Source organism: Brevundimonas sp., from assembly GCF_041648615.1.
GTDB lineage: Bacteria > Pseudomonadota > Alphaproteobacteria > Caulobacterales > Caulobacteraceae > Brevundimonas.
Genome location: NZ_JBAZOS010000013.1, coordinates 45,751 through 63,820, shown reverse-complemented (window position 1 = coordinate 63,820; position 18,070 = coordinate 45,751). Strand labels below are relative to the sequence as shown.

General features: G+C 68.1%; 18 protein-coding genes. 9 read left to right on the top strand and 9 right to left on the bottom strand.

The window, feature by feature from the left end:
- From serS to thiS, 4 genes are all read right to left on the bottom strand, one after another.
- A partial coding sequence (gene serS, locus WC555_RS07275; RefSeq protein WP_373252532.1) for a serine--tRNA ligase occupies window positions 1–1,374 on the bottom strand: 1,374 nt, incomplete at its 3' end.
- A 483-nt stretch (window positions 1,375–1,857) separates the two neighbouring features.
- Window positions 1,858–2,643, bottom strand: coding sequence for a thiazole synthase (locus WC555_RS07270; RefSeq protein ID WP_373252531.1), 786 nt, complete (start codon window positions 2,641–2,643; stop codon window positions 1,858–1,860).
- Between the two features lie 9 nt (window positions 2,644–2,652).
- Window positions 2,653–2,982, bottom strand: coding sequence for a hypothetical protein (locus tag WC555_RS07265; RefSeq protein ID WP_373252529.1), 330 nt, complete (start codon window positions 2,980–2,982; stop codon window positions 2,653–2,655).
- A gap of 2 nt (window positions 2,983–2,984) precedes the next feature.
- Window positions 2,985–3,182: a sulfur carrier protein ThiS gene (gene thiS, locus WC555_RS07260; protein ID WP_373252527.1), complete on the bottom strand. Its 198-nt coding sequence runs from the start codon at window positions 3,180–3,182 to the stop codon at window positions 2,985–2,987.
- A 100-nt stretch (window positions 3,183–3,282) separates the two neighbouring features.
- Between thiS and aroQ the strand changes: the two genes are divergently transcribed.
- The 4 genes from aroQ to aat are packed head-to-tail and all read left to right on the top strand — an operon-like array spanning window position 3,283 to window position 6,344.
- Entirely contained in the window at window positions 3,283–3,759 is a 477-nt protein-coding gene (aroQ, locus tag WC555_RS07255) for a type II 3-dehydroquinate dehydratase (RefSeq protein WP_373252526.1), read from the top strand.
- A 16-nt stretch (window positions 3,760–3,775) separates the two neighbouring features.
- Entirely contained in the window at window positions 3,776–4,273 is a 498-nt protein-coding gene (gene accB / locus WC555_RS07250; protein ID WP_373252524.1) for an acetyl-CoA carboxylase biotin carboxyl carrier protein, read from the top strand.
- 15 nt (window positions 4,274–4,288) lie between these two features.
- Complete coding sequence (accC, locus tag WC555_RS07245; protein ID WP_373252535.1) at window positions 4,289–5,641, top strand: acetyl-CoA carboxylase biotin carboxylase subunit; 1,353 nt, start codon at window positions 4,289–4,291, stop codon at window positions 5,639–5,641.
- Between the two features lie 7 nt (window positions 5,642–5,648).
- Window positions 5,649–6,344, top strand: coding sequence for a leucyl/phenylalanyl-tRNA--protein transferase (aat, locus tag WC555_RS07240; RefSeq protein ID WP_373252522.1), 696 nt, complete (start codon window positions 5,649–5,651; stop codon window positions 6,342–6,344).
- Here the strand turns inward: aat and WC555_RS07235 are convergent.
- Both WC555_RS07235 and WC555_RS07230 read right to left on the bottom strand, forming a co-directional pair.
- Window positions 6,311–6,961 carry a DUF2155 domain-containing protein gene (locus WC555_RS07235; protein WP_373252521.1) on the bottom strand — a complete coding sequence of 217 codons (651 nt, stop codon included), beginning with the start codon at window positions 6,959–6,961 and terminating at the stop codon, window positions 6,311–6,313. The two genes, aat and WC555_RS07235, sit on opposite strands and share 34 nt — an antisense overlap.
- The gene (locus WC555_RS07230; RefSeq protein WP_373252520.1) at window positions 6,958–7,350 is read right to left on the bottom strand and encodes an NADH:ubiquinone oxidoreductase subunit NDUFA12; all 393 of its coding nucleotides are present in this window, start codon (window positions 7,348–7,350) and stop codon (window positions 6,958–6,960) included. Before WC555_RS07230 ends, WC555_RS07235 begins: the two co-directional genes overlap by 4 nt.
- A gap of 207 nt (window positions 7,351–7,557) precedes the next feature.
- On the opposite strand from WC555_RS07230, the gene WC555_RS07225 reads away from it, so the two are divergent.
- From WC555_RS07225 to WC555_RS07215, 3 genes are all read left to right on the top strand, one after another.
- Window positions 7,558–9,963: a TSCPD domain-containing protein gene (locus tag WC555_RS07225; protein WP_373252518.1), complete on the top strand. Its 2,406-nt coding sequence runs from the start codon at window positions 7,558–7,560 to the stop codon at window positions 9,961–9,963.
- Window positions 9,964–10,026: 63 nt separating this feature from the next.
- Window positions 10,027–10,518: a pentapeptide repeat-containing protein gene (locus tag WC555_RS07220; RefSeq protein WP_373252517.1), complete on the top strand. Its 492-nt coding sequence runs from the start codon at window positions 10,027–10,029 to the stop codon at window positions 10,516–10,518.
- Between the two features lie 74 nt (window positions 10,519–10,592).
- Window positions 10,593–11,519, top strand: coding sequence for a pentapeptide repeat-containing protein (locus WC555_RS07215; protein WP_373252515.1), 927 nt, complete (start codon window positions 10,593–10,595; stop codon window positions 11,517–11,519).
- Window positions 11,520–11,581: 62 nt separating this feature from the next.
- Here WC555_RS07215 and aspS read toward each other — a convergent pair whose 3' ends face one another.
- Window positions 11,582–13,363 (bottom strand): aspartate--tRNA ligase, encoded by a 1,782-nt coding sequence (gene aspS, locus WC555_RS07210; RefSeq protein ID WP_373252513.1) that lies wholly within the window; start codon window positions 13,361–13,363, stop codon window positions 11,582–11,584.
- A gap of 350 nt (window positions 13,364–13,713) precedes the next feature.
- Here aspS and WC555_RS07205 point away from each other — a divergent pair, with 350 nt between their 5' ends.
- On the top strand, window positions 13,714–14,397 hold the full coding sequence (locus WC555_RS07205) for a chromosomal replication initiator DnaA (protein WP_373252511.1): 684 nt from the start codon (window positions 13,714–13,716) through the stop codon (window positions 14,395–14,397).
- Between the two features lie 4 nt (window positions 14,398–14,401).
- Here the strand turns inward: WC555_RS07205 and WC555_RS07200 are convergent, their stop codons facing one another.
- Window positions 14,402–15,289, bottom strand: coding sequence for a LysR family transcriptional regulator (locus WC555_RS07200; protein ID WP_373252509.1), 888 nt, complete (start codon window positions 15,287–15,289; stop codon window positions 14,402–14,404).
- 89 nt (window positions 15,290–15,378) lie between these two features.
- On the opposite strand from WC555_RS07200, the gene WC555_RS07195 reads away from it, so the two are divergent.
- Complete coding sequence (locus tag WC555_RS07195) at window positions 15,379–16,329, top strand: NAD-dependent epimerase/dehydratase family protein (RefSeq protein ID WP_373252507.1); 951 nt, start codon at window positions 15,379–15,381, stop codon at window positions 16,327–16,329.
- A gap of 122 nt (window positions 16,330–16,451) precedes the next feature.
- Here the strand turns inward: WC555_RS07195 and gatB are convergent, their stop codons facing one another.
- On the bottom strand, window positions 16,452–17,957 hold the full coding sequence (gene gatB, locus WC555_RS07190; RefSeq protein WP_373252505.1) for an Asp-tRNA(Asn)/Glu-tRNA(Gln) amidotransferase subunit GatB: 1,506 nt from the start codon (window positions 17,955–17,957) through the stop codon (window positions 16,452–16,454).
- Window positions 17,958–18,070 lie beyond the last annotated feature (113 nt).

Below are 18,070 nucleotides of genomic sequence, written 5' to 3'. Positions count from 1 at the left end.
CATATAGGGCAGCAGAGCCGTCGGCACCGCGATCCGTCCATCGCCGTCCTGATAATTTTCCATGACAGCCACCAGCGTCCGCCCCACCGCCAGACCCGAGCCGTTCAGCGTGTGCACGAACTCGGTCTTCTTCTCGCCGTCGCGCTTGAACCGCGCGTCCATCCGCCGGGCCTGGAAGTCGCCGCAGTTGGAGCAGCTCGAGATCTCGCGATAGGTCCCCTGCGACGGCAGCCAGACCTCCAGATCGAAGGTCTTCTTCGCCGAAAAGCCCATGTCGCCCTTGCACAGCAGCATGCGCCGGTACGGCAGTTCCAGCTTCTCCAGCACCGCCTCGGCGCAGCGCACCATCCGCTCGTGCTCGGCCTCGGAGTCTTCCGGTCTGGCGATCGAGACCATCTCCACCTTGTGGAACTGGTGCTGGCGGATCAGCCCGCGCGTATCCCGCCCCGCCGACCCCGCCTCGGCCCGGAAACAGGGCGTCAGGGCGGTGAGGCGGATGGGGGTGGCCAGCTCGCTCTCGGACAGGATCTGCTCGCGCACGAGATTGGTCAGGGAGACTTCGGCGGTGGGGATGAGGTAGCGGGGGTTCAGCGCCTCGCGAATGTTGGCCGTGAAGTAGAACAAATCGCCCTTGGCGTATCGCTCGAAGCCTTCGTTGATTTGGTCCGAGACGGCTTCGAAGGCGGCCGCGAAATCTCCGGTCTTGAAAAGATCCTCCTCGAACTTCGGCAGCTGCCCCGTCCCGAACATCGCCTCGTCGCGCACCAGATACGGCGGATTGACCTCCAGATAGCCGTGCTCGGCCGTCTGCACGTCCAGCATGAACTGGCCGATGGCCCGTTCCAGCCGCGCCAGCCCGCCCTTCAGCACCGCGAACCGCGACCCCGACATCTTCGCCGCGGCCTCGAAGTCCAGCAAGCCCATGGCCTCGCCCAGGTCGGCGTGATCCTTGGCCGGGCCGGTCTCGCGCGGCGTGCCCCACGGCTGGCCGACCAGCAGGTTTCCGGCCTCGTCCTCGCCGTCCGGCACATCGTCCGCCGCCAGATTCTTCTGCGCCGCCAGCAGGTCGCGTAGCGCCTTGCCGACCTCGGCTTCGGTCTTCTCCGCCGTCGCGATCTCGCCCTTCAGGCTCTCGACCTCGGCCTTCAGCCGCTCGGCCTCGGCCATGTCCTTCTTCGCCATCGCCGCGCCGATCAGCTTCGACGCCGCATTGCGCTTCGCCAGCGCCTCCTGCCCCGTCGTCTGGGCGGCGCGCAGTTCGCCGTCCAGCCGCAGGATATCGGCCACCAAGGCCTCCGCCCCCTCCACCCCGCGCGACGACCAGCCGCTGACGAAGGCGGCGGGGTTCTCACGAATGGCGCGGATGTCGTGCATGGTCGGTCTCTTGGGAAGGAAGCGATGCTCTAACCGACTCCCTCTCCCATTGGGAGAGGGCTTGAGCGCACGAGCGCGAAGCGGTCGTTCTTGCGCGAAAGGGTGAGGGTCGCCTGTCAGCGGGCGGCTTCGCCGCTCCACCAGCCGACCCTCATCCGGCGCTGCGCGCCACCTTCTCCCAATGGGCGAAGGTCAGGGTTTGATGATGAGGACTCTCGCCCCCTCCGACCCGAGACTCTCGAGACATTTTTCCGCCCTTCCCGCCCCCTCGCTCACGCCGCCGAGGTCCCGCCCTACCCCCTGCGTCCGTTTCTGACGCACGGCCGTGCACAATGAACCAAACCCCCACGGGGACAGGTCTTTGACAGCAGCCAGCCTCGCCCGGAGCCGCCCCAGGCCCCGGCGCCCGCCTCCCCGGCGACCCCGTCGTCCGGCCGCCGCGTCACATCAATTTTTTCTGGTGATGTCGGAGACTCCCGCCCCCTAGATCAGTCCGCTCAGCGGCGAACTCGCGCTCGCATACATCCGCCGCGGCATCCGCCCGGCGAGATAGCCCTGCCGCCCGGCGATGACCGCGTGCTTCATCGCCGACGCCATCAGGATCGGGTCCCTGGCCCCGGCGATGGCCGTGTTCATCAGCACCGCGTCGCAGCCCAGCTCCATGGCCAGGGTCGCGTCGGACGGCGTCCCCACCCCGGCGTCGACCAGAACCGGCACCGTCGCCTGCTCGACGATCAGCCGGATGTTGACCCGGTTCTGGATGCCGAGGCCCGAGCCGATCGGCGCGGCCGCCGGCATGATGGCGGCGGCCCCCGCCTCCTCCAGCCGCTTCGCCATGACCACGTCGTCGGTGCAATAGACCATGACCTGGAAGCCGTCCCTGATCAGCAGGTCCAGCGCCCGCAGCGTCTCGATCATGTCCGGATACAGGTGCGCCGTGTCCGACAGCACCTCCAGCTTGACCAGATCCCAGCCGCCGGCCTCCCGCGCCAGCCGCAGCGTCCGCACCGCATCCTCGCCGGTGAAACAGCCGGCGGTGTTGGGCAGGAAGGTGAACCGGTCCGGCTTCACATAGTCGACCAGCATCGGCTGGTTCGGATCGGTCAGATTCACCCGCCGCACCGCCACGGTGACGATCTCCGCCCCCGCCGCCTCGGCCGCGTCGGCGTTCTCCTGATAGGTCTTGTACTTGCCGGTGCCGACGATCAGCCGGCTGTTGAAGGTCCGGCCGGCGACGGTCCAGGTGTCTTGGGAAGCAGTCTGGGTCATGAGCGCCTTCTAGCGGAGGTCCGGCCGGCGTCGAAGATAATCCCGCACCGCCCGCTCCAATTCCGCGACAAATTCCCTCGGCTCGAACACCCGGTCGTACTCGCCGCCCCAAGTCTTGCTCGACGCCCGATTCAGCAAGCCCTTGATCTCGGCGTTGCTGATCGTGTCATCGTCGCGAAGCGCCGCCAGCCGGTCGGCGGCCCGTTCCAGGTTGGCCCGATCAGCGTGATGCGCCATCAGATCGTCCGCCAGAACGATATGCTGTCCCGTCTGATCCCGATCGGCGTAGTTGAGCAGATCGATCGCCCATTTCAGAACAGCCTCATCCTTCAAGCTCATTGTCAGCCCCCGCCGACGAACTGGACCAGTTCGATCCGGTCGCCCTCGGCCAGCGCCGTCGTCCCGTGCAGCGTCCGCGGCACGATCTCCAGATTGCGCTCCACCGCCACCTTGCGGACGTCCAGCCCCAGCTCCCCGACCAGGGCCAGGATGGTGTCCGCCGCCACCGACCGTTCTTCGCCATTGACCTGAATGCGCATGCCGTTACGTCACTCTATTCGGCGCCGCGGTTTGATAACCGTCACGCCTCAGCTAAAAGGCCCGTCCGATTCCGGTCGGAACCCGCAGTTCACCGAGCTCATGCCCGAACCCACCGTCCTCTACGTCCTGAACGGCCCGAACCTCAACCTGCTTGGGGTGCGCGAGCCTGAGGTCTATGGCCACGCGACCCTCGCCGACGTCCAGGCGCTGTGCGAAGCCGCCGCCGACGGCGCGACTGTCGTGTTCCGCCAGACCAATCACGAAGGCGAACTGATCGACTGGATCCACGAGGCCCGCGAAAAAGCGTCCGCCCTGGTCCTCAACGCCGCCGCCTGGACCCACACCTCGGTGGCGCTTCACGACGCCCTGAAGACCCTGACGATCCCGATCGTCGAATGCCATCTCTCCAATCCGGCGGCGCGCGAGCGCTTCCGTCATCGCTCCTATGTCTCGCCGGTCGCGGCGGGCGTGGTTTCGGGCTTCGGCTCCTTCAGCTACGAACTGGCCGTCAAGGCCGCCCTCCGCCTGGTGCAGGAACGCACCGGCGCCGCAGGCCGTTCGAACCAGACGACGTAAAGAGGCATAAAGACCCATGGCCGATCCCAAGACGCCCGCGCCCAGGCTCAAGAACGACGCCGAGATCGACACCACCCTGGTGCGTCAGCTGGCCGACATCCTCAACGACACCTCCCTGACGGAGATCGAGGTCGAGCGCGGCGAGCTGCGCATCCGCGTCGCCCGCGAGATCACCGCCGCCCCGGTCATGCAGTACGCCGCCGCCCCGATGGCCCACGCTGCGCCCGCGGCTCCGGCGTCGATGCCGTCCGACCCCGCCACGATCGTCGCCAAACAGGGCGAAGAGGTGAAGTCGCCCATGGTCGGCACCGTCTATCTGCAGGCCTCGCCGGAAGCGCCGCCCTTCATCAGTGTCGGCGACAAGGTCAAGAAGGGCCAGACCCTGCTGATCGTCGAGGCCATGAAGACCATGAACCCGATCCAGGCGCCCCGCGACGGCGTCGTCGTCGAGGTGCTGGTCGGCGACGCCCAACCGGTCGAGTTCGGCGAAGCCCTCGTCCTGCTCGAGGCGTAAGCCCCAGCCATGACCATGTTCACCAAGGTCCTCATCGCCAACCGCGGCGAAATCGCCCTGCGCATCCACCGCGCCTGCAAGGAGATGGGCATCTCCACCGTCGCCGTGCACTCAGAGGCCGACCGCGGCGCCATGTGGGTGCGGCTGGCCGACGAAAGCGTCTGCATCGGCCCGGCCCCGGCGGCCAAGAGCTATCTGAACATCCCCTCGATCATCGCCGCCGCCGAGATCACCGGCGCCCAGGCCATCCACCCGGGCTACGGCTTCCTGTCCGAGAACGCCCGCTTCGCCGAGATCGTCGAAGCCCACGGCATGACCTTCATCGGGCCCAAGCCTGAACACATCCGCGTCATGGGCGACAAGATCACCGCCAAACAGACCGTGCTGGAAGCTGGCATCCCCTGCGTGCCCGGTTCGGCCGGCGAGGTCGAAACCATCGAGGACGCCATCGAGGCCTCGAAGACCATCGGCTTCCCGCTGATCGTGAAAGCCGCCGCCGGCGGCGGCGGACGCGGCATGAAGGTGGCCCTGACCGCCGACGACCTGGTCGAGGCCGTCCAGACCGCCCAGTCCGAGGCCACCGCCGCCTTCGGCAATGGCGCCGTCTATATGGAGCGCTACCTCCAGAAGCCGCGCCACATCGAGCTTCAGGTCATCGCCGACAGCCACGGCAACGTCGTCCACCTCGGTGAACGCGACTGCTCCCTGCAGCGCCGCCACCAGAAGGTCATGGAAGAGGCCCCCTCGCCCGCCCTCTCGGCGGCCGAACGCGTCGCCATCGGCGAGACCGTCAACAAGGCCATCGCCGCCATCGGCTACCTCGGCGTCGGCACCATTGAATTCCTCTGGGAAGACGGCGAGTTCTTCTTCATCGAGATGAACACCCGGCTGCAAGTTGAGCATCCGGTTACGGAAATGATCACCGGAGTCGATCTGGTGCGCGAGCAGATCCGCATCGCCGCCGGCCTGCCCCTGTCGTTCACCCAGGACGAGGTCAAGTTCACCGGCCACTCGATCGAATGCCGGATCAACGCCGAAAACGCCGAGACCTTCACTCCGTCGCCCGGCACGATCACCGACTTCCACGCCCCCGGCGGCCTCGGCGTGCGTCTGGATAGCGCCATCTACGCCGGCTATTCGATCCCGCCCTATTACGACAGCCTGATCGGCAAGCTGATCGTCCACGGCCGCGACCGCGAGGAGTGCATCGCCCGCCTCAAGCGCAGCCTGAACGAGATGGTCATCGGCGGCATCGACACCACCATTCCCCTGTTCCAGAAGCTGCTGCAGGAGCCCGACATCCTGTCCGGCGACTACGACATCCACTGGCTGGAGAACTGGGCCAAACGCCAGAAGGGCGACGCCTGACGGCGTGATGGAAGAGCCGGGCTTCAGCGCCAGCAGCCCCTTCGGCGGTTTCGGCCCCGACGACCTGCTGCAGTGCTACGCCACCGGCGTCTTCCCCATGGGCGAGAGCCGCGACGACCCGCGCATCTTCCTGGTGGAGCCCGAGCAGCGCGGGGTCATCCCGCTTGACGGCTTTCGCATTCCGACCCGGCTGAAGCGCACCGTCCGCTCCGAACCGTTCGAGATCCGGGTCGACACCGCCTTCTCCGCCATGCTCGACGCCTGTGCCGCTCCTGGGCCGGGCCGTGAGGACAGCTGGATCAACGGACCGATCCGCCGCCTGTACCTGGAGCTCAACGCCCGGGGCCGCGCCCACTCCGTCGAATGCTGGCATGACGAGCGCCTGGTCGGCGGCCTCTACGGCGTGACCCTCGGCGGCGCCTTCTTCGGCGAAAGCATGTTCAGCCGCGAACGGGACGCGTCAAAGGTGGCGCTGGTGCATCTGGTCGCCCGGCTCAAGCGCGGCGGCTGGCGCTTGCTGGATGCGCAATTCCTGACCCAGCATCTGAGCCAGTTCGGCGCCGTGGAGACGCCGCAGGCTGTCTATCTGAAGTGGCTCAAGGCCGCGCTCGGGGTGCAGCCCGATACGCGGTCGCTGTTCAGGCCGATGACCGGCCCGGAGGCTGTCTTCTACGCCTTGCAGCCCACGACCCAGGCGTCATAGACGGGATGTTGCAGCCCGCTGATGGCGGGAGCCGAGGCGAACATCCAGCCCCGGAAGATCTGGCGCGGCTCGCTGACCTGGATCACGCCGCGCGGTTGCAGCGACACTTCCAGATAGGCGACGGCGTCGGACACCTGTTCGTCGGGAGCGGACACCTCGCAGGCGCGGGCGGTGAAGATCAGGGTCTTCTGGAACCGCACCGGACGGCCGCCCACTTCAACCTCGAATCGCATGGATTCCGCGGTGATCTTGTCGATGGCCTCAACGATGGCGACCCGGCGACGTTGACGGCGGGCCGGTTCGGCCGGCGTCTCGACACGCTTGGTTTCGACCGTCTCGACCTTTTCTTCATCTGCCGGGTCTTCGGCGGTCTTTTCTTCGGCGATGACGATGGGCGGAGCCGGCGGCGTCACCGCGACCGGCGACGTCGGGGCGGGGGCGCTCTGGGGCGCCGGTTCCACGGGCGCCGGCGTCGGCTGGGCGTTCAGCACCGAGGTCGGATCCTGAACCGGTACGGCGTCCTGGGGCAGGTCATTCAGGGCCGAGGCGACGACGGCGCCCGACGCGGTCAGCGCCAGGATCGCGATGCCCGCCAGAATGAAGCCGCGCCCGGTCATTCCGGGCGCCAGGCTTCGTAGTCGCCCGTCGCGGCGGGCCGCTTGCCCTCCGAAGCCAGCGAGCCCTGCGGCCGCCACGCCATCGGCGTGCCGGTCAGGTTGGGGAGGTGATCCTCCTCCCACTTGCGCCGCGGCAGCGGATGCTCGGTCGGCACTTCATCATAGGTGTAGTGCAGCCAGCCATGCCAGTCGGGCGGAACCTTGGAGGCGTCCGCATAGCCGTTGTAGGTCACCCAGCGGCGGCGGCGGCCGTCATAGCTCGAGTTGTCGCGCGACAGGTAGTAGCGATTGCCGAACTCATCGGTCCCCACATGCTCGCCACGCTTGGCGATGGTGAAGAAGGTGCCGATGGTGGCGCCGCTGGTCCAACCGAAAATCCTGCCTAGCACGTCGGGGAATCCACTCACGATCTGCCGCTCGGCGGGTTCCGGCGACGCAGGTCCGATCATAGAAACCGCCGGGCGTTCCGTCCAGCGCCGTAGCGAGACGGCGAACCTCAACATCTTGGGGGTAACCACGTCCCGACACGCCAGATTTATTGCAGGCAAGCCCGCAAGACCGCTAGTCTGGCGCAAAGGCCACGCCGAGACCGCCGCATGCGCTTTCCCTTCGCTTCCCACGCCGCCGCCCTGCCGCGACCCGCGCGGCAGATCGAGCGCTGCGGACGCGTCGTCGCCGTGCGTGCGCCCGAGGCCTGGACCGACGTGCAGATCGAAGCCTGGCTGGACTGGGCGGACGCCGAGGGACTCGCCTGCAGCGACATCGACCCGCTGGCGGAGGCCATGGCCGCCTGGGCGGCCCGCCTGTCGGGAGCCGACGCCGTCCCCCTGACGGCGACGCTGCTGCTGGGACTCGTCTCTCCGGCCCGGTCCGCCCGGATCGACCCGGAGGTCGTGAACCTGTCGGATCCCGGCGCGGGCGACAGACTGGCGGCCGAGGGCGCGCGCCGGCGGGCCGGCCGAAGGGCGGCGGGCGCCGTCGAGGCCCTGGCGGCGGCGCTGACCAATGTGTCCGACGCGGTCAGCCGTTGCGAAGGCCCGCAAGCGGATTGCGCTGATCCGGCATCCAATCCGGCCCTGGCCAGGGCGGCGCTGGCCGCGCGACGTACCGGAGGGACGGACGCCGACATCCTTAGGGCGATCGCGGGCGAGCGATTCGACGCCGTCCCCCTGCCCGCCCCGAGCTTGCCCCTGATCGTCGCCCTGGCCGACCGCGCCATGATCGCATCGGGCGCTCCGGACGCCCTGCTGGCCGCCGAGGCCGCCCTGGAGGGCGATCTGCTGCTGACGTTCGAGCCGAACGACGCCGAGACCGCCGCCGCATCGGCGCGCACGCCGGCGATTCTGCTCTCCTTGACAGCCCTGCGCGCCATCAGCGGAGCCGACATCGCGCCCGCGCTCCGGGATCTGGTCCGGCTGTGGTCTCGCGCCTTCGCCGCGGACGGCGCCGCCTCGATCGCGATCGGCCTGGGCGGATTGGCGGATCTGGTTCTGAAGGAAGGCCATGAGGACGCCTGCTCGCGGGCGGCCGAGCTGGCGGGGACGGTCACAGCCGCGTGCGAGCCCCTCGAGGCCTGGCTGTTTGTCGAGGACGTCGAGGCGTCGCTGCGCCTCGGCCTCAGCCCCCTGACCGCCTCGGACGTCTGGCAGACCGGAGACGGCGAAGTCGTCCGCCGCCTGCGTCCCGCCATCGCGACCGCCATCCGGAAGGCGGGGGGCGAGATCGACTCGGCCGAACGACATCTGTTTGGCCGGCGCACCCTGGTGGAGGCGCCCGGCATCGATCACGCGGCGCTGAGGGCCAGGGGTTTCACCGACATCGAACTGGAGGCGGTCGAGACCGCCCTCCCCCTGGTCGACAGGCTGGCGGACGCGTTCAGGCGCCCCGTGCTTGACGCCGGCTTTGTCCGTGACGTTCTGGGCATGGAAGCCGCGAACGCCGATCTGCTCGCCGGTTTGGGCTTCGCCGAAGACGCGGTCCGCCGGGCGCAGGGCTGGGTTCTCGGAGAAGCCGACCTGGCTGAATGGACCGACGCGCCCGAAACGCTGAAGCCTGTTCTCGGCGATCCCTCCGGATTCGAGGCGGACCTGCGCGCGGTTGTGGAACAGGTGAGCGCTGCGCCCGACATCGCTCCGACGCAGATGGACTGGCGCGCCACGACGATCCAGACCGCGCGGCTTCTGGGCGACGCGGCTCGCGAAGGCCGGCGCGCCGTTCGCCTGCAACGGGCGACGCCGCCGACGGGTCCGCTGTTGAACCTGACCGAACCGGAAGAGACCAGCCGGCAGCGCCGGTGGGAGCCGGAAACCCGCGCCGTGGAGCGGGTGGTCGAGAAGGTGATCGAGCGCGACCGCACCCGGCGCAAGCTGCCGGACCGGCGCAAGGGCTACATCCAGAAGGCCGCCGTGGGTGGACATAAGGTCTATATCCACACCGGCGAATACGAGGACGGCGAGCTCGGCGAGATCTTCATCGACATGCACAAGGAAGGCGCGGCCTTCCGCAGCCTGATGAACAATTTCGCCATCGCCATCTCGATCGGCCTGCAATACGGCGTGCCGCTGGACGAGTTCGTGGACGCCTTCGTCTTCACGCGGTTCGAACCCGCGGGACGGGTGACGGGCAATGACTCCATTCGCTCTGCGACCTCCATCCTTGACTACATCTTCCGCGAGCTGGGCGTTTCGTACCTGGACCGCCGCGAGCTGGCCAATGCGGACGCCGAGGGCCTGAACGCCGACGGTCTGGGCCTGGGCAAGGCCGAGGATGGAGAGCCCGAAACCGTGCCGGCCGCGCGCTTCATCTCCAAGGGTTTCGCCCGCGGCGCAGCGCCGGACAATCTGGTGGTCCTGCCCTTCGGCCAGCCGCGGGAGACGCCGGTCGCGACCGCAGCCTCGACCGAGGCCGTGGCTTGCCCGGCGTGCGGGGATTTCACCCTGCAGCAGCGGGGCGCGGGCTGGACCTGCGACAGCTGCGGGGCGGCGCCGTCCATGCAGGGTTGATCAACGATTGTGCGCCATGATGGCTCGCGTCTTGCACATCCGAAGGCGAGACCGGAGCCCGTCATGAAAGCCATCCTGACCTTCACCCTCGCGGCCCTTCTGGCGGCCACGGCCCTGCCCGCCGCGGCGCAGAACGCCGGCCAGATCGCGCGCGTGCGCGGCGGCGCCAGCTGCCCCGGCTGCAACCTGTTCCAGGGCGACTTCGGCGGCCTCGAGGCCCGCGGCCTGAACCTTTCCGGCGCGCGGCTGCGCCAGGCCGACCTGAGCCTGGCGGTCATGAACCGGGCCCGGTTCACCAATGCGGACCTGCGCGACGTCGAAGCGTATGGCGGCGTCTTTTCGAGCGCGAACTTTTCCGGCGCGAACCTGACCAACGCCAGCTTCGTCGGCGCATATCTGGAAGGCGCCTCGTTCTCGGGCGCGACGCTGACGGGCGTCAATTTTTCCGGCGCGTCGCTGGAGCGCGCCACCGGCCTGACGCAGGGCCGACTGAACCAGGCGTGCGGCGACGAGGCCACCCGGCTGCCGCGCGGCCTGACCGTTCCCCACTGCTGAGCTGACGGCATAAGGCCTTGGACCTTACCGCGATTTAAGTAGGGTTTGCGGGCATTTGCGGTCATGACGGGAGGGTGAAAACGCTTGTCGCTCCACAGACCCGCCGCCTCTCCACCGCCGGCCTTGCACTGGGCGCGGCCATCGCCGCCCTGGCGAGCGCCGGATCGGCGAGCGCCGGGAGCCAGTTCGATCTGGGCCTGCAGGATCGCGATGTGGCGCGAATGGTGTCCCTGGGCGGCTCGTGCAACCGCTGTGAGCTGTCGGGGCGGGACCTGACGGGGGCGGCCTTTATCGGCGCCGTCTTCACCAACGCAGCCCTGGTGGGCGCCGACCTGCGCGGCGCCGAACTGCAGGGCTCCAACTTCACCGGCAGCGACTTCAGTCGCGCCGATCTGTCCGGCGCCGAGATGGTCGGCGCCAACTTCACGGGCGCCAACTTCACCGATGCGGACCTGTCGGGCGTCGAGGCCATGGGCGCGACCATGGTGCGCGTGCGGATGACCAGCGCCAATCTGAGCGGCGCGGAGCTGACCGGCGCCAATATGAACGGCGCGGTGCTGACCAACGCAAATCTGTCGGCCGCCGAGCTGAACGCCACCACCCTGGCCAATGTGAGCGCCCGGGCGGCGAACCTCAGCAACGCCGATATCTCCATGTCCAACCTGTCGAACGGGGACTTCCGCAGCGCCTCGTTCCGGAGCGCCGAGTTGAACGGCGCGCGCCTGACCGGCGGAAACTTCGCCGGAGCGGACTTCCGCGGCGCCGAGCTGAACCGCGCGGACATTCGCGGCGCGGACCTGTCGGGCGCGAACGGCCTGACGCAGGAACAGATCAGCCGGACCTGCGGCGACGCGAGCACCCGCCTGCCGTCCCGTCTGACGGTGCGGATCTGCCGCGGCGTCAGCATGGTGCGGATCACGCCCCGCGCGCCACCCGCCCCGCCGGCCCCTCCGGTTCCGCCCCGGGTGAGAAATCTCGCGATCGCCAGTTCGGGCCACTGACGACAAAGGCCGCTGTCCCCGGGGACAGCGGCCTTTTTCATGTCCGGGGCGTGGGCCAACCGTCAGGTCTTGAGTGGCAGGGCCGCACGGATGTGCAGCTCCTTGTACTGACGTTCGGCGGCGTCCGAGGGCGCGCTCATCAGCAGGTCCTGGCCCTGCTGGTTCAGCGGGAAGGCGATGACCTCGCGGATGGCGACCTGGTTGGCCAGCAGCATGACGATCCGGTCGATGCCGGGGGCCAGGCCGCCGTGCGGCGGCGCGCCGTAGCGGAAGGCGTTGAGCATCCCGCCGAACTGGTCCTCGACCACCGAGGCGTCATAGCCGGCGATCTCGAAGGCCTTGAGCATGATCTCGGCCTTGTGGTTCCGGATCGCGCCGGAGCACAGCTCATAGCCGTTGCAGACGATGTCGTACTGGTAGGCGAGGATGTCGAGCGGATCCTTGGTGGTCAGGGCCTCCATCTCGCCCTGCGGCATGGAGAAGGGGTTGTGCGAGAAGTCGACCTTCTTCTCTTCCTCGCTCCACTCGAACATGGGGAAGTCGACGATCCAGCAGAATTTGAACTCGTCGTCCGAGATCAGGTTCAGGTCCTGGCCCAGTTTGGTGCGGGCGTTGCCGGCGAATTTGTAGAAGACGGACGGGTCGCCGGCGGCGAAGAAGGCGGCGTCGCCCTTGCCCATGGCCAGCGACTTCATCAGGGCGTCGGTCGCCTCGGCGCCGAGGTTCTTGGCGATCGGACCGCCCCATGCGCCCTGGTCCTCGGACCAGAAGATGTAGCCCAGACCCGGCTGGCCCTCGCCCTGGGCCCAGCTGTTCATGCGGTCGCAGAAGGCGCGCGAGCCGCCGGTCGGGGCGGGAATAGCCCAGACGGCGTTCTTTGCGTCGCCGGCGAGGATCTTGTTGAACAGGCCGAAGCCGCCGTCGCGGAAATGCTCCGAGACGTCCTGCATCTCGATCGGGTTGCGCAGGTCCGGCTTGTCGGTGCCGAACAGGGCGATGCTCTCCCGGTACGGGATGCGGACGAAGGGATAGGGATCGACCGTCTTGCCGTCGGCGAACTCCTCGAACACGCCGTGCATGACGGGCTCGATGGCGGCGAAGACGTCCTCCTGGGTGACGAAGCTCATCTCGACGTCGAGCTGGTAGAATTCCAGCGAGCGGTCGGCGCGCAGGTCCTCGTCGCGGAAACAGGGCGCGATCTGGAAATAGCGGTCGAAGCCCGAGACCATCAGCAGCTGCTTGAACTGCTGCGGGGCCTGCGGCAGGGCGTAGAATTTGCCGGGATGCAGACGCGACGGGACCAGGAAGTCGCGCGCGCCTTCCGGCGAGGAGGCCGTCAGGATCGGGGTCTGGTACTCGAGGAAGCCCTGCTCGACCATGCGCTGGCGGATCGAGGAGATGACGCGCGAGCGCAGGACGATGTTCTTGTGCAGGGTCTCGCGGCGCAGATCGAGGTAGCGGTGCTTGAGGCGGATGTCCTCGGGGTATTCGGGCTCGCCGAAGACCGGCAGCGGCAGTTCGGCGGCCTCGGACAGGACCTCGACGCCGGTGACGCGCAGTTCGATCTCGCCGGTCGGCAGGTTGGGGTTCACCACCGAGCCTTCACGGGCCACGACCTCACCGTCGACGCGGATGACGCTCTCGGCGCGCAGGCGTTCGACGGCTTCGAAGCCCGGGGTCTCGGGGTGCAGCACCAGCTGGGTCAGGCCGTAGTGGTCGCGCAGATCGATGAACAGCAGGCCGCCGTGGTCGCGCTTGCGATGGACCCAGCCGGACAGGCGGACATTGGAGCCTGCATCGGTCAAACGGAGGGCGCCGCAGGTGTGGGAGCGGTAGGCGTGCATGGGCGGTACGTCTTGGATCAGGGGCCGCGAGGGCCGCAATTCGGGAGGCCGGAAGGGCGCATCATCGCCCCGGAAAGTCAAGGCTGGAGGCGATTGCACCGACGCGCCTCCCCCTGCCCGAGGTAGACTCGCGATCAAAAAAACACCGTCTACCTAGTCTACCGAGTCTACGTTCGATCGCTCCCTTTCGCCGAGCCACGCAGTCTGCACCATGGGCGCGTCAGAATCGGACGCAGGCCTCCGCGTGGTCGAGATGAATCGTCGGGATGATCCACAGTCCGGGATCGTCTTTGCACCGACGAACCACCGCGGGGGACGGATACGGCGCGCCCTCTGCTATGATGAATGTCATGACCGCCCGCGCCCCGACACCCGACCAGATGCGCCTGCCGCTGCAAAGCGATCTGCCCGACGGCGCCGACGGCTTTGTCGTGTCGGCCTGCAATCGCGCGGCGGTCGACGCCTTGGCCGACTGGCCCAATCTGATCGGCGGGGTGATGGCGATCTGCGGACCGGCCGGGTGCGGCAAGAGCCGGCTGGGGCAGATCTGGGCCGAACGGGTCGGGGCGGTGGCCCTGCATGGGGCCGAGGCGGCGCTGATCGATCCGGGCGAACTGGAGGGGCGGCCGCTGTTGCTGGACCGGGCCATGGACGCGGACGACGAGACGCTGTTCCACCTGATCAACCTGACCCAGGCCACGGGCGGAGCCCTGCTGATGGTCTCGCGCCCGGCGCCCTCGGCCTGGAAGGTCGCCCTGCCCGATCTGCGCTCGCGGCTGGACGCGGTCATAAGCGTGCCGATGGAAGCGCCCGACGACGCCGTGCTGGCCGCCATGCTGGAAGCGCGGTTCGCGGAACGGGGCATCCGGCCGCAGAAGGACGTCATCCCCTGGCTGCTGCGCCGCATCGACCGGTCGGCGGCGGCGGCCGCGGATGTGGTCGAGCGGCTGGACGCCCTGCACAAGCCTGTGACGCGGGCGCTGGCGCGGGAGGTCGTGGAGGGGACGGAGGAGAGCGGGGAGCTGTTTGAGTAGGGCTTCAGCGCGGTCGCGCCGGCAACCGCTCGACCAGTTCGTCGAACACGACCCGGCATCGGGTGTTGGTCCTCATGTCTTCGTGCATGACGATCCAGGTCTCGAGATCAGCGCCGAACGCCTCGGGCAGCACTCGTGTCAGCTTCGGCTCCATCGCCGCGACGGCCGTCTGGCAGACGCCGATGCCGTACCCCGCCCGGATGGCCGAGAGTTGCGCAACGTCGCTGTCCACGCGCAGGGCGAAGGCCGCCCGCTGCAGCATGGGCCAGGGCTGCAGGAACGCTCGCAGAGCCGGCGTCTCGACATCATAACCGATGACATCGTGGTTCCGCAGGTCCTCCAGGGTCCCAGGCGTTCCCCGACGCGCCAGATAGTCCGGGTGGGCATGGAGCCCGAGCTCGAAGTTCCCGACCCGTTTCGCGATGAGGGCGTTCTGCGTCGGCCGGAACATGCGGACGGCGATGTCCGCCTCTCGCTGGAGCAGGTCGTCGACGCTGTTGGACAGGACCAGTTCGATCGCCAGATCGGGATGTTTGAGACGCAATCCCGTCATGATGGGTGGCAGGTGCACCGTCCCCACGATCTCGCTGGCGCTGATGCGGACCGTCCCTCTGACCTCGCCCGCACGGCCGTCCGCGGTGCGCAGCAAGGCGGCCGAGGTTGACGCCAGAAGATCGGCGTGGGGCTTCAGTTCGAGGGCCGCGTCGGTCGGCGACAGGCCGCGCGCCGATCTGACGAACAGCGAGACGCCGAGGCTGGCTTCGAGCGCATCGATGTGGCGGGCGACGCTGGGCTGGGTGATGCCGAGCCGGCGCGCCGCCCCTGACAACGAACCCTCCCGGAGCACGGCGCCGAAGGTTCGGTAGAGGTCCCAGCTGGGTTCATGACTCATGCATTTTCGTATAGCAGCTGCAGATATATCCGCAATTTCGTTTGCCTTGGCCCGGGTGCAGTTTGCGTCATCAACGGATGGAGCTGAACGTGACAACGAAACTGGCATTGGTCCTCGGGGCGACCGGCGGCATCGGCGGCGAGGTCGCGAACCGACTGGCGCAGGCGGGATGGACCGTCCGCGCCCTGTACCGCGCCTCGTCGACCGGCGAGCGCGACCCCCGCTTCGCCTGGATCGAGGGCGACGCGCTCTCGGCTACGGATGTGGCTGCGGCCGCCGAAGGAGCCTCGCTGATCGTCCATGCGGTGAATCCGCCCGGCTACCGCAACTGGGCCACCGTGGTTCTGCCGATGCTGGACAATACGATCGCGGCCGCCCGGGCCAACGGCGCCCGGATCATTCTGCCCGGCACGGTCTACAACTACGGGCCGGACGCCCTGCCGAACCTGTCGGAAGACGCGCCGCAGACCCCCCGCACCCGCAAGGGCAAGATCAGGGCCGAGATGGAGCGGCGCCTGAAGGCCGCGGCCGCGACCGGCGAGGCGACGGTGCTGATCGTACGATCCGGTGACTTCTTCGGCCCGACGGCGGTCAACAGCTGGCTGAGCCAGGGGATCGTGACGCCGGGCAAGCGCCCGACCGCCCTGATCTCGCCCGGCAAGCGCGGCGTCGGTCACCAGTGGGCCTATGTGCCGGATGTGGCCGAAACGATGGTGCGCCTCATTGAACTGGGCGATCTGGAGGATTTCGCGACCTTCCACATGGAAGGGCATTGGGACGCCGACGGGACGCAGATGATCGCCTCGATCCAGCGCGTGCTGGGCGGCGAGCCGGTCCCCGTGAAGGCCATGCCGTGGTTCGTGATGAGGCTGCTGACCCCCTTCATGCCCCTGATGGCCGAACTGACGGAGATGGAATACCTCTGGCGCACCCCGGTCCGCCTGCTCAACGGGCGGCTGATCGACCGGCTCGGCGCTGAACCGAAGACGCCGCTGGACGACGCGATGCGCGCGACGCTCGGGGCCATGGGAAGCCTGTGACGGACGCCGGTCAGGACAGAGGCGCCGGCGCCCGATCGCATGCGACCGGGGCTCCACCCCTCAATCCCCTCCGCCCCGCTTCGCGTGGTCCCCCTCCCCACGCAGTGGGGAGGAGACGCCGCCTACAGCCCCAGCTTCGCCTTCAGGATGTCGTTGACCGCGGCCGGGTTGGCCTTGCCGCCGGTGGCCTTCATGACCTGGCCGACGAACCAGCCGAGGGCCTGGGGTTTTTCGGCGACGGCGGCCGCCTTGTCGGGGTTGGCGGCGATGATGTCGTCGATGGCCTTTTCGATCGCGCCGGTGTCGGTGACCTGTTTGAGGCCGTGCTTCTCGACCACCTCGGCGGGCGAGCCCTCGCCGTTCCAGACGTGGTCGAAGACCTCCTTGGCGATCTTCGACGAGATGACGTCGGTTTCGATCAGCTCGACCAGCTGGGCGACATGGGCGGCCGGGAGGGTGTTCTCGCTGAAGTCCTTACCCTCGGCGGCGAGGCGGGCGGAGACCTCGTTGGTGACCCAGTTGGACACCAGTTTGGCGTCACGCCCTTTCGCGGCGGCTTCGAAATAGTCGGCCTTGGCCTGTTCCGAGATCAGCACCACCGCGTCGTATTGCGACAGGCCGTAGTCGGCCATCAGCCGGCGGCGCTTCTCGTCCGGCAGTTCGGGCAGGGAGGCCTTGATGTCGTCGATCCAGGCCTGTTCCAGCTCGAGCGGCAGCAGGTCGGGGTCGGGGAAGTAGCGATAGTCCATCGCCTCTTCCTTGGAGCGCATCGAACGGGTCTCGCCGGCCGTGGGGTCGTAGAGGCGGGTCTCCTGGGTCACCTTGCCGCCGTCCTCGAGGATCTCGATCTGGCGCCGGGCCTCGTAGTTGATGGCCTGGGAGATGAAGCGGAACGAGTTGACGTTCTTGATCTCGCAGCGCGTGCCCAGATGGCTGAAGTCGCCGGTGGCCTTGTATTTGGCGTACTGGCCCTCGCGGCAAACCGAGACGTTGACGTCGGCGCGCAGGTTGCCCTTCTCCATGTCGCCGTCGCAGGTGCCGAGATAGATCAGGATGGTGCGGATCTTCTTGACGTAGGCGACCGCCTCTTCCGGCGAGCGGATGTCCGGACGCGACACGATCTCCATCAGGGCCGTGCCGGCGCGGTTCAGGTCGACATAGCTCTCGGTCGGCGACAGGTCATGGATCAGCTTGCCGGCGTCCTGTTCCAGATGCAGTCGCTCGATGCCGACGTTGAAGAAGGAGCCGTCCTCGGCCTCGACCTCGACGACGCCCTCGCCGACGATGGGGAAATAGAGCTGGCTGATCTGATAGCCGGTCGGCAGGTCGGGATAGAAATAGTTCTTGCGGTCGAACTGGCTGCGCTTGTTGATCTGCGCATTGAGGCCCAGGCCGGTGCGCACGGCCTGTTCGACGCAGTATTTGTTCAGGGTCGGCAGCATGCCGGGGAAGCCGGCGTCGACCAGCGACACCTGCTCGTTCGGCCCCGCGCCGAAGCCGACGGCGGCGCCGGAGAACAGCTTGGCCTTCGACGCCACCTGGGCGTGGATCTCCAGCCCCATGACGATTTCCCACGGGCCGGTGCGGCCCTGGATGAGTTTGGACGGGGTGGCGATGGTGTCGGTCATGGTGCGTATCTAGGACGGCGTGGCTTGGGAATGAAGAGTTTTCGCGACCCTCTCCCTCAGGAAGAGGGATCAGAATAGCGTCGTCGGCGGGAACCTCGAAGATCGCTCCTTAA